This is a genomic window from Stutzerimonas balearica DSM 6083, assembly GCF_000818015.1.
Classification (GTDB): domain Bacteria; phylum Pseudomonadota; class Gammaproteobacteria; order Pseudomonadales; family Pseudomonadaceae; genus Stutzerimonas; species Stutzerimonas balearica.
The window spans coordinates 4,288,311-4,303,739 of sequence record NZ_CP007511.1 but is presented as its reverse complement, the minus strand read 5'-3'; the positions used below and the strand labels follow the sequence as shown (position 1 = coordinate 4,303,739).

Annotated in this window: 12 protein-coding genes; all 12 read right to left on the bottom strand. The window is 66.6% G+C overall.

All coding sequences use genetic code 11. The features are described 5' to 3' along the window. Positions 1-147: 147 nt before the first annotated feature. The gene (gene dctM, locus CL52_RS19890) at positions 148-1,428 is read right to left on the bottom strand and encodes a C4-dicarboxylate TRAP transporter large permease protein DctM (protein ID WP_043222712.1); all 1,281 of its coding nucleotides are present in this window, start codon (positions 1,426-1,428) and stop codon (positions 148-150) included. Continuing rightward, positions 1,425-2,057 (bottom strand): TRAP transporter small permease, encoded by a 633-nt coding sequence (locus CL52_RS19885; protein WP_041109020.1) that lies wholly within the window; start codon positions 2,055-2,057, stop codon positions 1,425-1,427. The genes dctM and CL52_RS19885 overlap by 4 nt, the downstream gene beginning before the upstream one ends. Positions 2,058-2,320: 263 nt before the next feature. Continuing rightward, positions 2,321-3,316: a C4-dicarboxylate TRAP substrate-binding protein DctP gene (gene dctP, locus CL52_RS19880; protein ID WP_041109018.1), complete on the bottom strand. Its 996-nt coding sequence runs from the start codon at positions 3,314-3,316 to the stop codon at positions 2,321-2,323. A gap of 275 nt (positions 3,317-3,591) precedes the next feature. Continuing rightward, positions 3,592-4,977 (bottom strand): sigma-54-dependent transcriptional regulator, encoded by a 1,386-nt coding sequence (locus tag CL52_RS19875; RefSeq protein WP_041109016.1) that lies wholly within the window; start codon positions 4,975-4,977, stop codon positions 3,592-3,594. Beyond that, positions 4,974-6,782 (bottom strand): sensor histidine kinase, encoded by a 1,809-nt coding sequence (locus CL52_RS19870; RefSeq protein WP_043222710.1) that lies wholly within the window; start codon positions 6,780-6,782, stop codon positions 4,974-4,976. The genes CL52_RS19875 and CL52_RS19870 overlap by 4 nt, the downstream gene beginning before the upstream one ends. Before the next feature lie 80 nt (positions 6,783-6,862). Then, the gene (rfbD, locus tag CL52_RS19865; RefSeq protein ID WP_041109012.1) at positions 6,863-7,774 is read right to left on the bottom strand and encodes a dTDP-4-dehydrorhamnose reductase; all 912 of its coding nucleotides are present in this window, start codon (positions 7,772-7,774) and stop codon (positions 6,863-6,865) included. After that, complete coding sequence (gene rfbC, locus CL52_RS19860) at positions 7,771-8,316, bottom strand: dTDP-4-dehydrorhamnose 3,5-epimerase (RefSeq protein WP_041109010.1); 546 nt, start codon at positions 8,314-8,316, stop codon at positions 7,771-7,773. Before rfbC ends, rfbD begins: the two co-directional genes overlap by 4 nt. Continuing rightward, positions 8,313-9,185, bottom strand: coding sequence for a glucose-1-phosphate thymidylyltransferase RfbA (rfbA, locus tag CL52_RS19855; protein WP_043222708.1), 873 nt, complete (start codon positions 9,183-9,185; stop codon positions 8,313-8,315). The genes rfbC and rfbA overlap by 4 nt, the downstream gene beginning before the upstream one ends. Beyond that, positions 9,182-10,255, bottom strand: a complete 1,074-nt coding sequence (gene rfbB / locus CL52_RS19850) for a dTDP-glucose 4,6-dehydratase (RefSeq protein ID WP_041109006.1) — start codon at positions 10,253-10,255, stop codon at positions 9,182-9,184. The genes rfbA and rfbB overlap by 4 nt, the downstream gene beginning before the upstream one ends. Before the next feature lie 215 nt (positions 10,256-10,470). Next, the gene (locus CL52_RS19845; protein WP_041109004.1) at positions 10,471-11,598 is read right to left on the bottom strand and encodes an ABC transporter permease; all 1,128 of its coding nucleotides are present in this window, start codon (positions 11,596-11,598) and stop codon (positions 10,471-10,473) included. 1 nt (position 11,599) lies between these two features. After that, entirely contained in the window at positions 11,600-14,341 is a 2,742-nt protein-coding gene (gene rbbA, locus CL52_RS19840) for a ribosome-associated ATPase/putative transporter RbbA (protein WP_043222705.1), read from the bottom strand. After that, positions 14,338-15,414: an HlyD family secretion protein gene (locus CL52_RS19835; protein ID WP_043222702.1), complete on the bottom strand. Its 1,077-nt coding sequence runs from the start codon at positions 15,412-15,414 to the stop codon at positions 14,338-14,340. Before CL52_RS19835 ends, rbbA begins: the two co-directional genes overlap by 4 nt. Positions 15,415-15,429: the final 15 nt, after the last annotated feature.

The following is a 15,429-nucleotide window of genomic DNA, read 5'->3' as shown; positions in this document are numbered from 1 at the left end:
ACAGCAGGGACAGGTGAAGGGTGTGTTTGGCGACTGCCAATTTACCTGCTTCCCTGACTGTCAACTCGCTCTTCCCCCAGAGTCTGCGAAGAACCTAAAAAAAGCCCGGCGCTGGGCCGGGCTGAAGAAAGGCGGATGCTGCGCGCGTTACATGCCCAGCAGTTCCGGCAGTGCCAGGGAGATCGACGGCACGTAGGTGATCACGATCAGGAAGCTCAGCATCAGTGCCAGCCATGGCAGCACGGCGCGGACCACCTGGGTCACCGGCATGCCCGTCACTGCCGAGGCGACGAACAGGTTCAGGCCCACCGGCGGTGTGATCAGCCCGATCTCCATGTTCACCACCATGATGATGCCCAGGTGGATCGGGTCGATGCCCAGCTGCACGGCGATCGGGAACAGGATCGGCGCGAGGATCAGGATGATCGCCGACGGCTCCATGAAGGCACCGGCGACCAGCAGCACGATATTCACCACCAGCAGGAACATCCACGGCTGCAGGCCGGCCTCGATGACCCAGGAGGTGATCGCCTGCGGGATCTGCTCGGTGGTCAGCACGTGGGCGAAGAGCATGGCGTTGGCGATGATGAACATCAGCATGATCGACAGCTTGCCCGACTCCAGCAGCACCTTCGGGCAATCGCGCAGCTTGAGGTCCTTGTAGACGAACAGTGCGACGAACGCCGAGTACACCGCCGCCACGGCGGCCGCCTCGGTCGGCGTGAACATGCCGGAGTAGATGCCGCCGAGGATGATCACCATCAGCAGCAGGCCCCAGACCGCCTTGCGGGCGGCCGACAGCCACTCGCGGAAGGTCGCCCGCGGCAGCGCCGGCAGGTTCTTCTTCACCGCGATCAGGTAGATCGCCACCATCAGCGCGCCGCCGAGCAGGATGCCAGGCACTACGCCGGCCATGAACAGCTTGCCGACCGAGGTCTCGGTGGCGGCGGCGTAGACCACCATCACCACCGACGGCGGAATCAGGATGCCCAGGGTGCCGGCGTTGCAGACGATGCCGGCACCGAAGGCCTGCGGATAGCCCGAGCGCACCATGCCGGCGATGGCGATGGAGCCGACTGCGGCGACGGTGGCCGGCGACGAGCCGGACAGCGCCGCGAACAGCATGCAGGCCAGTACCGCGCCGATCGCCAGACCGCCACGGATGTGGCCGACGCAGGCGTTGGCGAAGTCGATCAGCCGGCGGGCGACGCCACCGGTGGTCATGAAGGCGCCGGCCAGCAGGAAGAACGGGATGGCCAGCAGCGTGTAGTGCTCGGAAGTCTCGAACAGCTTGATCGCCAGCGAGCGCACCGAGTCCTGGCTGAAGATCATGATGGTCAGCGAGCCGGCCAGGCCGAGGGAAATGGCGATCGGCACGCCGATCAGCATCAGCGCGAAGAGCACCGCGAAAAGAAACAGAATGGTCATGGCTTGGGCTCCTCGTGCTCGCTCAGTCGGGTGGCCTCGGCCGCTTCATCGGCCAGGCCGAGGCCGATCTGCTGCTTGCGCAGCAGGCGCACGAAGATTTCGCCGAAGCGGATGAACACCATGGCAAAGCCGACGGGGACGATCAGGCCGATGTGCCATTGCTTGACGCCGACATGGCCGAGGTCCTCGGCGCCGATGTTGGCGATGAACAGCGTCTGGATCCATTCGAAGCTGGCCACGGTCAACAGGCCCGCGTAACCCAGGCAGAACAGGCAGGCGATGATCGCGATGACGCGCTGCACGCCGGCCGGTGCCAGCTTGACCAGCGCATCCACGCCAATGTGGCCGGCGGTGCGCACGCCATAGGCCAGGCCGAAGAAGATCAGCCAGGCGAACAGCGCCTTGGTCAGCGCCGTGCTCCAGGTCATGGCCTGCGCCAGGCCGATGATGAAATCGCCCACCGCGAAGAAGAAGTCCTCGGCCCCCGGGAAGCGGTCGGCCAGGTCGTAGAACACGGTGTAGAGGTTGTTGAGAATGACGTAGACGAACGTCACCAAGGTCATGGCGGCCAGCAGAAAGGCGATGAAGCCTTCCTCGAAATGGTCCCAGACGCGCCGCAGGGCGTTCATGGATGACATCTCCCGAATGGACTGCAAGGTAATCGGAGCTGCACGGAGCGTGCGCCGTAAGCCAGCCGGGGGCTGGTATGACAGAGCAATGAAAAAACTCTTGTTATGGCCGTCGAAGTGGCAGGGCCCGGGATCGCCGGGGGTCGTTGCCCGCATGCCTTGGGGTGGTGGCGTGGTCTTCGCTAGCGGATTTGTTTTTTCACTGATCTGTCTGTGTCGCTCAAGAGTAGAAGGGGCAGGTTGTGCCCGCCCCTTCGCAAGGCTTATTCGGCCTTGTTCGAGGCTTCGGCGGCCTTGATCAGGTCGGCGCCGATTTCGCCTTCGAATTTCTTCCAGACCGGCTTCATGGCATCACGCCACTTGGCACGCTCTTCCGGAGTCAGGTACAGGATTTCGGTGGTGCCGGCGTCGAGAATGGCCTGCTTGGCTTCCTCGTTCAGGTCGTCGGCCTGCTTGTTCACCTCGACGGTGACCTCGTTCAGGATGCTTTCCAGCTCGCTGCGCACGTCGCTCGGCAGGCCGTTCCAGAACTTGGTGTTGGTGATGACCATGTAGTCCAAGAGACCGTGGTTGGACTCGGTGATGTACTTCTGCACTTCGTGCATCTTCTGCGAGTAGATGTTCGAGTACGGGTTCTCGGCACCGTTGACCACGCCGGTCTGCAGGCCCTGGTAGACCTCGGCGAAGCTCATCTTGCGCGGGTTGGCGCGCAGGGCCTTGAACTGCTCGTCCAGTACGGCGGAAGCCTGTACGCGGAACTTCAGGCCGCGGGCATCCTTCGGCTCGCGCAGCGGCTTGTTCGCCGACAGCTGCTTCATGCCGTTGTGCCAGTAGCCCAGGCCGGTGATGTTCTTGTCTTCCATCGAACGCAGCAGCTGCTGGCCGGCTTCGCCCTTCTGGAAGCGGTCTACCGCGGCGATGTCATCGAACAGGAACGGCAGGTCGAAGACCTGAACGCCCTTGGAGTAATGCTCGAACTTGGCCAGCGACGGTGCGATCAGCTGCACGTCGCCCAGCAGCAGGGCTTCCATTTCCTTGCCATCACCGAACAGCGAGGAGTTCGGGTAGACCTGAACCTCGACTTTGCCCGGCAGACGCTCTTCCACCAGTTTCTTGAACATCAGGGCGCCCTGGCCTTTCGGCGTGTTTTCGGCGACCACGTGAGAGAACTTGATGACGATCGGGTCGGCGGCTTGGGCCAGACCGGCGATGCCGAGCGACAGGGCGCAGGCCAGCGCCTTGGCAGTCAGTTTGAACATTGTTGTTTCCTCTTGTTGTGGAGAGCCGCAGAAGCGGCCCGGCGGTGAACCGGCAGCACGTTGCGCGAGGTTCGGCAGTTTCTTTGAGCAACCGCTGTGCCAGATCGGCCAGCGTCCGGCTGCGGCCCTGCGGTTGTACCAGCCAGCCCCTGAAAACCCAATGGCAAAGCGCCAGGAAAGCCGTCTGGGTCGCAGCTTCCAGCAGATTAGCCCGGAATGCGGGCGGGTGCCGCCGAGGTTCCGAGCGACCGTCACCGATGGCGGAAAACCGCCATTCAGTCCAGTTCGTCGGGCGGGGTTCCGCCACCGTCGGCGAAATTCAGGCCGTGCTTGCGCAGCTTGTCGTGCAAGGTCTTGCGTGGCACGCCGAGCGCTTCGGCGACGCTGCGCAGCGAACTGTGCGGGCGCGCGAGTTCGGCGGCGATCAACGCCCGTTCGAAGGCTTCGACCTGTTCCGGCAGGTTGCCGCCACCGCCGAGCGGCTCTGCCGGCTGGCTGTCCAGGCCCAGATCCAGGCCCAGGGCGAAGCGCTCGGCGGTGTTCTGCAGCTCGCGCACGTTGCCCGGCCAGGCGTGGCGCAGCAGCTGGGCGCGCTGCTCGGCCGAGAGCGTGCGCGACGGCAGGCCGTGACGCGCGGCTGCAGTCTCGGCAAAGTGCTGGAACAGCAGCAGGATGTCCTCGTTGCGCTCGCGCAACGCCGGGATGCGCAACGGGGCGACGTTCAGCCGGTAGTAGAGGTCGGCGCGGAAGCGGCCCTGGTCGGCGGCCTGGCGCAGGTCTTCCTTGGTTGCGGCAATCACCCGGATGTCCAGGCGGATCAGCTGGTTGCCGCCCAGGCGCTCGACCACACGTTCCTGCAGCAGGCGCAGCAGCTTGACCTGCACGTCGAGGCTCATGCTCTCGATCTCGTCGAGAAACAGGGTGCCGCCGTTGGCGAACTCGAACTTGCCGATGCGGCGCTTCTGCGCGCCGGTGAAGGCGCCCGGCTCGTGGCCGAACAGCTCGCTCTCGACCACCGACTCGGCCAGCGCGCCGGCATTGATCGCCACGAAGGGCCCGTCGCGGCGCGCCGACAGGTCGTGCAGCGCGCGCGCCACGACTTCCTTGCCGGCGCCGGTTTCGCCAAGGATCAGCACGTCGGCCTGGGTTCCGGCCAGGGCGCCGATCTGTTCGCGCAGGCGGGCCATGGCCGGCGAGTGGCCGAGCAAACGGCCGGCCAGCTGCTGGCGGTCGGCCAGGGCCAGGCGCAGGCTGCGGTTGTCCAGCACCAGACGGCGCAGCGCCAGCGCGCGGCGCACCGAGTCGAGCAGCGCCTCGCTGGGAAAGGGTTTTTCGAGGAAGTCGTAGGCGCCGGCGCGCATCGCCTGCACCGCGAGCTGCACGTCGCCATGGCCGGTGATCAGCAGCACCGGCAGGTCGGCATCGCGGCCCTGCAGGTTGGCCAACAGCTGCAGGCCGTCGATGCCCGGCATGCGGATATCGCTGACCACCACGCCGTGCCAGTCGGCCGGCAGACGTGCCTCGAGGGTGCGCGCGTCCTCCAGGCAGGCAACCTTGAGCCCGGCGAGATCGAGCGTCTGGCTCAGCGCCTTGCGCAGGTGCGGATCGTCGTCGATCAGCACCACCTGGGTCCCGTCGTCGATACGGTTGTCGCTGCTCATTGCAGGTAATCCTCGCTGGGAAAGGCGTGCCCGGGCTCGGCCGAGCGCAGCTGCAGTTCGATCAGCGCGCCGCCTTTGTCACTGTTGCCCAGGCGCAGTTCGCCACCCAGGGCGCGCACCAGCGTATCGCAGATGGCCAGGCCCAGGCCCAGGCCCTGCGCGCTGGTCTTGGTGGTGAAGAAGGGTTCGCGTGCGCGCTGGAGCGCTTCGGCCGAGAAGCCCGGACCGTTGTCGCGCAGGCTCAGCAGCACGCCATCGGCCCGCTGCTCGGCGCGCAGCCAGATACGCCGCTCCGGTGGCCGCTCGGCCAGCGCATCGAGGGCATTGGCCAGGAGGTTGGCGAGGATCTGGCGCAGGCGCGTTTCGCCGGCCTGCACCCAGAGCGCGGCCTCGGGCAGGTCGCGGACCAGTTCCACGCCCATCGCCTGGCGACGCTTGGCCACCAGCGCCAGGGCATCGTCGAGCGCCGGCTGCAACGCTACCCGCTCCGGGGCGTGCTGGTCGCGGCGGGCGAAAGCGCGCAGGTGGGCGATGATCGAGGCCATGCGCGCCGTGAGTTCGCTGATCAGCTTCAGGTTGTTGCGCGCCTCGTCGACCCTGTCGTGCTCGAGCAGCACGCCGGCGTTGTCGGCATAGCTGCGGATCGCCGCCAGCGGCTGATTCAGCTCGTGGCTGATGCTTGCGCTCATGGTGCCGAGCGCCGACAGCTTGCCGGCCTGCAGCAGTTCGTCCTGCGCGCGTACCAGTTCCTGCTGCGCCTGTTCGCGTTCGAGGACCTCGACCTTCAGGCGGCTGTTCAGCGCTTCCAGGTCGCGGGTGCGCTCCTGCACGCGCAACTCCAGCTCGCGTCGCGCCTGGGCATCGAGTGCCAGGCGCTCGAGAAAGTGCCGGCGTCGCTGCATCAGCAGGCCTATCAGCAGCAGCACGGTCGCCAGCGTGGCGGCGCCGATCGCGACCACCGTGCGCACCGGCCGCTCGATCAGGGCGATGGGCGCGAGGATGCGCACTGTCCAGCCGGTCTCCTTCAGTTCGCGGCTCTGGATCAGCCAGGCATCGATGTCCAGCGTCAGGTCGGTCGGCTCGAGCGTCGGGTAGGGCTGGTCGAAGGCGATCTGCTCGCGTTCGTCGAGCGTCAGTGCGCGGCTGGCACGAAAACGCCAGGCCGGTTCCGAGGTGAGGATCACCACGCCGAAGTTGTCGGTCACCAGCAGGCGCTCGGGCGTGCTGCCCCAGAGCGTCTCGGTGCTGTCCAGGTCGACCTTGACCACCAGCACGCCGAGGATCTGCTCGCCATCGCGTACCGCGGCGCCAAAGTAGTAGCCGCGTTTGCCGGACGTGGTGCCGAGCCCGAAGAAGCGCCCCAGCCGGCCCTCCATGGCCTGTCGGAAGTACGGGCGAAAGGCGAAGTTGCGGCCGACGAAGCTGTCCTCGGCATCCCAGTTGGAGGCCGCCAGGGTCATGCCGCGGGTATTCATCAGATAGATGACGTCGGCGCCGGTGCGCCGTTGCAACTGCTTGAGCAGGCGGTTGGCCTGGTCCTGCACCGCCGGTACCTCGGTATTCTGCAGCGCCGAACGCAGCTCGGGCAGGTCACCGAGAATGCGCGGCAGCACTTCGTAGCGGTTCAGCGTGCCGAGCAGGTTGGCGACGTAGAGGTCGAGGGTCTGCCGGTTCTGTTCGGTCAGCTCGTTGCGGTAATAGCGCTCGGCCAGCTGCTGCAGCGGCCAGAGCAACGGCGTGAGCAGCAATGCCAGGAGCAGGAGGTTGCGCCAGCGTGGGCGGCGAGGTGAGGAAGTCGAAGTCATGCGGGACGCCTGGAGAACGGCGGCATTATGCACCGTTGCGGGCGTCGGATTCAGCGCGTCGGCGCGTCAGGGCAAGGCGATCAGACGATCTGTGGCTGTGGCGCCGGCTGGCTGGCCTCGCTGTTGCGCGGTTGGGTCATGCATTGCTGCAGGGCGACCTGCCAGTCCGGCAGGGCAATGCCCCAGCGGCTCTGCAGCAGGCTGCAATCGAGCCGGGAATTGAGCGGCCGCTGCGCAGCGGTGGGGTAGTCACGCGAGAGGATCGGGGTCACCGTTGCCCGTAGCCGGCCCTGCTGGTGCAGGTGCTCGGCGATGGCGCAGGCAAAGCCGTACCAGGAGGTCTCGCCGCGCGCGGTCATGTGGAACAGCCCGGTCAGCTCGCCCTCGCCAGCGCGCCAGCGGCGCACCAGTTCGCCGGTCGCCGCAGCGATGCTGCGTGCCCAAGTGGGAGCGCCGATTTCGTCGCTGACCACCGACACCGTGTCTCGCTCCTGCAGCAGGCGCATCATCGTCAGCAGGAAGTTGCGCCCGTGCAGGCCGTAGACCCAGCTGGTCCGCAGGATCATGTGCTGTCCGTCGACGGCCTGTACGGCGCGCTCGCCGGCCAGCTTGCTGGCGCCATAGACGCCGAGCGGATTGGGCGTGTCGGCTTCGGTGAAGGGGGCCGCCTTGCGGCCGTCGAAGACGTAATCGGTGGAATAGTGGATCAGCGGGATGCCGAGCCGCGCGGTCTCTTCGGCGAGTATCCCCGGGGCCACGGCATTCACCGCGAACGCCTTGTCGCGCTCGTGCTCGGCCGGGTCCACCGCCGTGTAGGCGGCGGCGTTGATGATCAGGTCCGGGCGCAGCAGGCGCACCTGCTGGCGAATCTGCTCGGCCTCGGCCAGATCGAGCGCCTGGTGCCCGAGGGCGAGCACCTTTCCTTCACCGGCCAGCTCGGTCTGCAGTTCGCGGGCGAGCTGTCCCTTGCTGCCGGTGATGAGGATCTTCATGGAAACAGCTCCGCCTGGCTCAGAGGCTTGCCGGCGATGTCCTTGGCCGACAGCTGCGGCGGCTCGTCGAACGGCCACTCGATGCCCAGCTCCGGGTCGTTCCACAGCAGGCTGCGCTCGTGCTCGGGGGCGTAGTAGTCGGTGGTCTTGTAGAGGAACTCGGCGGTCTCGCTGAGCACCACGAAGCCGTGGGCGAAGCCCTCGGGTATCCACAGCTGGCGCTTGTTCTCCGCGCTCAGGTGGGTGCCGGCCCAGCGGCCGAAGCTCGGCGAGCTCCGGCGCAGGTCCACCGCCACGTCGAACACCTCGCCCTGCACCACGCGAACCAGTTTTCCCTGCGGCTGCCGGATCTGGTAGTGCAGGCCGCGGAGCACGCCGCGCCGCGACTTGGAGTGGTTGTCCTGGACGAACTGGCGCTTGAGCCCGGTCGCCGCCTCGAAGGCGGCGGCGTTGAAGCTTTCGTAAAAGAAGCCGCGCTCATCACCGAATACCTTGGGTTCGATGATCAGCACCTCGGGGATGGACGTCTCGATGACCTTCATGCGCCTTCACCCGCCAGCTTGAACAGGTATTGGCCATAGCCGGTCTTGCCCAGCGCATCGGCGCGGCGCAACAGCTGCTCGCGGTCGATCCACTTGTACTGGTAGGCGATTTCCTCCAGGCAGGCGACCTTCAGCCCCTGGCGGTGCTCGATGGTCTGCACGTATTGCGAGGCCTCCAGCAGGCTGTCATGGGTGCCGGTGTCGAGCCAGGCGAAGCCGCGGCCGAAGCGTTCGACATTGAGGTCGCCACGCTTGAGGTAGGCCATGTTGACATCGGTGATTTCCAGCTCGCCGCGCGGCGAGGGCTTGATCGACTTGGCGATGTCGATCACGTCGTTGTCGTAGAAGTACAGGCCGGTGACCGCGTAGCTCGACTTCGGCTTTTTCGGCTTCTCCTCGATGGACAGCGCCTTGCCGTCCGAGTCGAAGTCGATCACGCCGAAGCGTTCCGGGTCCTTGACCCAGTAGCCGAACACCGTGGCGCCCTTGTCCTGGCGCGCGGCACGCTGCAGCTTCTCGGTGAAGTGCTGGCCGTGGAAGATGTTGTCGCCAAGGATCAGGCACACCGAGTCGTCGCCGATGAACTCTTCGCCGATCAGGAACGCCTGTGCCAGGCCGTCCGGCGAGGGCTGCTCGGCGTACTGCAGGCTGATGCCGAACTGGCTGCCGTCACCGAGCAGGTTCTTGTATTGCGGCAGGTCCTGCGGGGTCGAGATGATCAGGATCTCGCGGATGCCGGCGAGCATCAGCACCGACAGCGGGTAATAGACCATCGGCTTGTCGTAGATCGGCAGCAGCTGCTTGGAGACGCCGAGCGTGATGGGGTGCAGGCGCGTGCCGGACCCGCCGGCGAGGATGATTCCTTTCATGCGATTTTCTCCAGGGCGCCCAGGCGCTCGCGTTGATAGCTGCCGTCCTGAACGCGACGGCACCATTCGAGATTGTCCAGATACCACTGCACGGTCTTGCGCAGGCCGCTCTGGAAGGTTTCCTGCGGCCGCCAACCGAGCTCGCGCTCGATCTTGCCGGCGTCGATGGCGTAGCGCACGTCATGACCGGGACGGTCCTTGACGAAGGTAATCAGCTCTTCGTAGCGGTTGATGCCTTCCGGCTTGGCCGGAGCCAGCTCCTCGAGCAGGGCGCAGATGCCGCGCACCACGTCGATGTTCTTCTGCTCGTTGTGCCCGCCGATGTTGTAGGTCTCGCCGATCTCGCCCTTGCTGACGACTTCCAGCAGCGCGCGGGCGTGGTCCTCGACGAACAGCCAGTCGCGGATCTGCAGGCCGTCGCCATAGACCGGCAGCGGTTTGCCGTCGAGCGCGTTGAGGATCATCAGCGGGATGAGCTTTTCCGGAAAATGGAACGGCCCGTAGTTGTTCGAGCAGTTGGTCACCAGCACCGGCAGCCCGTAGGTGCGGTGCCAGGCGCGTACCAGGTGGTCGGACGAGGCCTTGCTCGCCGAGTAGGGCGAGCTCGGCGCGTAGGGCGTGGTCTCGGTGAACAGGTCATCGGTGCCGTGCAGGTCGCCGTACACCTCGTCGGTGGAGATGTGGTGGAAGCGGAAGGCCTCACGGCGATCGGCCGGCAGGCTTTGCCAGTAGGCCCGCGCCGCTTCGAGCAGCTGGTAGGTGCCGACGATGTTGGTCTGGATGAATTCGGCCGGGCCGTCGATCGAGCGGTCGACGTGCGATTCGGCGGCCAGGTGCATGATCACGTCCGGCTGGAAGTCGAGCAGCGCTTCGCTCACCCGGTCGCGATCGGCGATGTCGGCCTGGACGAAGCGGTACCGCGGATCGCTCTCGACGGCGGCCAGCGATTCGAGATTGCCGGCATAGGTCAGTTTGTCGAGATTGAGCACGCTGTGCTCGGTGTCCTGGATGATGTGGCGGATCAGTGCGGAGCCGATGAATCCGGCTCCGCCGGTTACGAGAATGCGCATGATGATTGGGCTTCCTTGGCGCTTTGCCGAGCAGCAGGCTCTGGGCATGTCGGCAGCATAGACCGGGTGGGCATACAAAAATTCCCGGTGTGCTGCGGGCTGGGCGGTGACCGTTATGTGACAGCCGCGGCCGGCCGCCGCTCGGGCCAGGCCTGCGGCGGGCTGGCGCCGGGCAGGCGAAACGCCTTGGGGAGGTGGCGTCGCTCGCCGGATCGCTAGCGCAACGATACACGCAGGCGCGACAGCGCACCGACGAAGAACACCGCGCCGATGCCGACCAGCGCCAGCAACTGCGGCCAGACGATCGCCACGCCGGCGTTGCGGAACAGGATCGCCTGGGCCAGCTCGACGAAGTGCGTGGTCGGTGCCACCCACATCACGTTCTGCACCAGCTCGGGCATGCTTTCGCGCGGGGTGACGCCGCCGGACAGAATCTGCAGCGGGATCAGCGTGAGGATCACCAGCAGGCCCAGTTGCGGCATCGAGCGCGCCACCGTGCCGAAGAAGATGCCCATCGAAGTGGCGGCGAACAGGTGCAGCGCCGCGCCGCCGGCGAACAGCAACAGCGAGCCCTGGATCGGGATCTGCAGCCAGCCCTCGACGACGAAGCGCAGGGCGAAGGCGGCGGCCGCGAGCACCACCAGCCCCATGGCCCAGACCTTGCCGACCATGATCTCGAACGGTGTCACCGGCATCACCAGCAGGTGCTCGATGGTGCCATGCTCGCGCTCGCGGATCAGCGCCGCGCCGGTGAGGATGATCGCCAGCATGGTGATCTGGTTGATCACCTCGTTCACCGCGCCGAACCAGGCGCGGCTGAGGTTGGGGTTGAAGGCGGTGCGGATCACGGCCTCGACCGGCAGCGCGTCCTGGCCGCGGTAGCGCTTGAGGAACTCGGCGGTCTCGCTGGCGATGATCTGCTGGATGTGCCCGGCGCCGGTGAACGCCTGGCTGACCTGGGTGGCGTCGACGTTCAGCTGGATGCTCGGCTGGCGGCCGGCGAGCAGGTCTTCCTGGAAGCCCGGCGGGATGTTCAGGGTGAAGGTGTACAGCCCGTCATCCATGCCGCTGTCCATCTCTTGGAGGGTGATGGCTTTCGGCGCGATGAAATAGGGCAGCTGGAAGGCGTTGATGATGCGCAGCGAGGCCTGCGAACGATCCTCGTCGACCACCGCGATGCTGGCGCGGTGCGGCGCCTCGGGCACCGCCGTGGCGCCTTCGTAGATCGCCACGGTGAACGAATAGACGATCAGCACCAGCATCGCCGGGTCGCGGTAGAGGCTGCGCAGTTCCTTGAGACCGAGCTGGAGGATGTTGCCGAGCTTGCGGCGCAGGCGGCTCATGTCATTTCTCCTGCTTGCGCAGCCCGGCGACGCTGAGCAGCGTCAGCAGCGGAATGGCCAGCAGCATCGGGATGAAATAGGGATACAGCTCGACCAGCCCCAGGGCCTTGGAGAACACCCCGCGGCTGATGATCAGGAAGTGGCTGGTCGGGTAGAGCTTGCCGACAAAGGCGCCGGCGCCCTCCATCGCCGAGACCGGGTGGATCAGCCCGGAAAACTGGATGGCCGGCAACAGGGTGACGATGGTAGTGCCGAAGATCGCCGCGATCTGGCTGTTGAAGATTGCCGACATCAGCAGGCCCAGGCCGGTGGCGCAGGTCACGTAGAGCAGGGCGCCGAAGCACAGGGTGAGCAGGCTGCCCTTGATCGGTATGCCGAAGACGAACACCGCGAGCAGCGCCAGGGTGGCGAAGTTGATCATCCCCAGCGCGATATAGGGCAGCTGCTTGCCGAGCAAAAATTCCAGGCGGGTGGTCGGGGTGACGTAGAAGTTGGTGATCGAGCCCAGTTCCTTTTCGCGCACCACGCCGAGCGCGGTGAGCATCGCCGGAATCATCATCAACAGCAGCGGGATCATCGCCGGCACCATCGCCGGCAGGCTCTGCACGTCCGGGTTGTAGCGATAGCGGATGGCGATGTCGACCGGCGTCGCCTGCGCCTGCACCCCTGCTTCGCGAGCGAGCTGTTGCAGGTAGTTCAGGTGGATGCCCTGTACGTAGCCCTTGATGGTGTCGGCGCGCATCGGCATCGCCCCGTCGATCCAGAAGGCGACCTGCGGAATCGCGCCGCGCTTGAGGTCGCGGCCGAAGTTCGGCGGGATCTCCACCGCCAGGCTGATGTCGCCGCTGCGCAGGCGCTGGTCGAGTTCGGCATGGCTGGCCAGCGGCGGCTTCTCGATGAAATAGCGCGAGCCGGCCATGTTCAGCAGGTAGTGCTGGCTGGTGGTGGTCTGGTCGCGGTCGAGCACGGCGAACGTCAGGTTCTCCACATCGAAGCTGACGCCATAGCCCATGATGAACATCAGGATCACGCTGCCGAGCATCGCCAGGGTCGCGCGGATCGGGTCACGGCGCAGCTCCATGGCTTCGCGCCGGCTGTAGCTGAGCAACCGGCGCAGGCTGAAGCGGCCCTGGCGGGCGTTAGCTGTAGTTGGGGGCGTACTGGCGGCAGCGCTGGCCGGCGGCGCGGGGGGCGCGGCGTCAGCGGCGCCTGCCGCGGCTTCCTCGAGGTAGGCGATGAAGGTCGCTTCCAGGGTCGGCAGCCCGCGCTTGTCCATCAGCGCCTGCGGCGTGTCGCTGTCGAGCACCCGGCCGGCATGCATCAGCGAGATACGGTCGCAGCGCAGCGCCTCGTTCATGAAATGGGTGGAGATGAAGATGGTCACGCCGTCTTCGCGCGACAGCTGCACCAGCAATTCCCAGAAGCCGTCGCGGGCGATCGGGTCGACGCCGGAGGTGGGTTCGTCGAGGATCAGGATTTCCGGATTGTGGATCACCGCGACGGCCAGCGAGAGCCGTTGGCGCACCCCCAGCGGCAGGCTGGTCGGCAGGCTGTCGGCCTCGTCGGCGAGGTCGAAGCGCTCGAGCATTGCCGCTACCCGCGCATCGCGTCGCTCGACCGGCAGGTGGAACAGCCGCGCGTGCAGGTCGAGGTTCTGCCGGACGGTCAGCTCGCTGTACAGTGAGAACGACTGCGACATGTAGCCGACCCGCTGGCGGGTCTGCATGTCATGCGGGTCCACCGGCTTGCCGAACAGCAGGGCCTCGCCTTCGCTGGCCGGCAGCAGTCCGGTGAGCATCTTCATGGTGGTGGTCTTGCCGCAGCCGTTGGAGCCGAGGAAGCCGAAGATCTCGCCGCGGGCGATGCGGAAGTTGACCCGGTCCACCGCGACGAAGTCGCCGAAGCGCATGGTCAGGCCATGCGCCTCGATGGCGAAGCCGTCGCTCGGCCCGCGTGGCGGGATCTCGAGTTCGCGGTGCTGGCGCCGCTTGTCCTCGGGCAGCAGGCGGATGAAGGCCTGCTCCAGCGTATCGCTGCCCGTGCGTGCCAGCAGCTCGGCCGGCGCGCCGGTGGCCAATACGCGCCCGGCGTCTATCGCCACTAGGTGGTCGAAGCGCTGCGCCTCGTCCATGTAGGCGGTGGCGACCAGCACGCTCATCTGCGGGCGCTCGCCGCGGATGCGCTCGATCAGCTCCCAGAACTGCGCGCGCGACAACGGATCGACGCCGGTGGTCGGCTCGTCGAGGATCAGCAGGTCGGGGTCATGGATCAGCGCGCAGCACAGCCCGAGCTTCTGCTTCATGCCGCCGGACAGTTTGCCCGCCGGGCGATCGACAAAGGGCGCAAGGCCCGTGCTGCGGGTCAGTTCGGCGATGCGCCGGCGGCGCTCGCCGGCGTCCTGGCCAAACAGCCGGCCGAAGAATTCGAGGTTCTCGAAAATCGTCAGCGTCGGGTACAGGTTGCGCCCCAACCCCTGTGGCATGTAGGCGATGCGCGGGCAGACGGCGCGGCGATGGCGGTCATCGCCGATGTCGCCGCCGAGCACCTGCACGCTGCCCTGCTGCAATTGCCGCGCGCCGGCGATCAGGGCCAGCAGGCTGGATTTGCCGACGCCATCGGGGCCGATCAGACCGACCATGCGCTGGGCCGGGAGTTCGAGAACCAGGCCGTCCAGGGCGCGGGTCTTGCCGTATTGCAGGCTGACGCCGCTGATCGCGGCGACCGGGGCAGGGGACGGGTTCATTTGCCGACGTTGATCGCCAGGTTGGCCGGCCACTCGGCGTCGGCGTCAAGCTTCAGGTAGGCCATGCCCGGAAGCCCGGTCTTGACCTGTTCCATGTGTTGTTTCAGCAGCTCCGGATCGATCCTGGCCTTGACCCGGAACATCAGCTTCTCGCGCTCGCTCTGGGTTTCCACGGTCTTGGGTGTGAACTGCGCGACGCTGGCGACATAGGTGACGCGGGCCGGAATCACGTACTGCGGCGCGGCATCGATCACCAGGCGCGCCTCGGCGCCGAGCGCCACGCGCCCGGCCTGCCGCTCGGGCAGGAAGAAGGTCATGTACACGTCGGCCAGATCGACCAGGTTGAGCAGCTTGCCGCCGGCGGCGAGCACCTCGCCGGGCTGCGCTACCCGGTATTGCACGCGCGCGACGCGATCGGTCTTCAGCTCGCTGTCGCGGATGTCCGCCTCGAGCCGCTCGACGCTGGCCTCGGCCGCCTCCTGGGCCGACTCGGCTTCGATCACCTGCGAGCGGGCGGCGGCGATACCGGCGTCGGCCGAGAGTACCTGCGCCTGCGCGGCCGCCAACGCGGCCTGGGCGCTCTGCATCGCCGCCAGGTCGTCATCCAGCTGCTGGCGCGGCATGGCATTGCGCGCGACCAGGGTTTCCGTGCGGCGGTGGCGCTTCTGGGCGGCTGTCAGTTCGGCGCGGCGCTGGTGCACCACGGCTTCGGCGGTGGCCTTTTCGCTTTCGCGCTGGGCAACCAGCGCCTGTGCCGTGAGGATCGCGTTCTGCGCCTGGCGCACCTGGGCCCGTGCCTGGTTCAGCTGGGCCTCGAGCACCTCGGTGTCCATGCGCGCAATGACCTGGCCGGGCTGGACGAAGTCGCCTTCGTCCACGGTGATCTCGCGGATGCGCCCGCCGAGCTTGGTGGCCACATCGATCTCGGTCGCCTCGATACGTCCATTGCCGCTGGCAAAGCCTTCGCCGAGCCCCTTGGGGCGCAGCTCCGACCAGAGCATCAGGCCAAGGGCAAGCAGCAGAGCGACGGCAATGCCGCCGCGGGTCAGCTTTTTCTTCAGTTCAGGTTTCATGCATGCGGCTCTTCA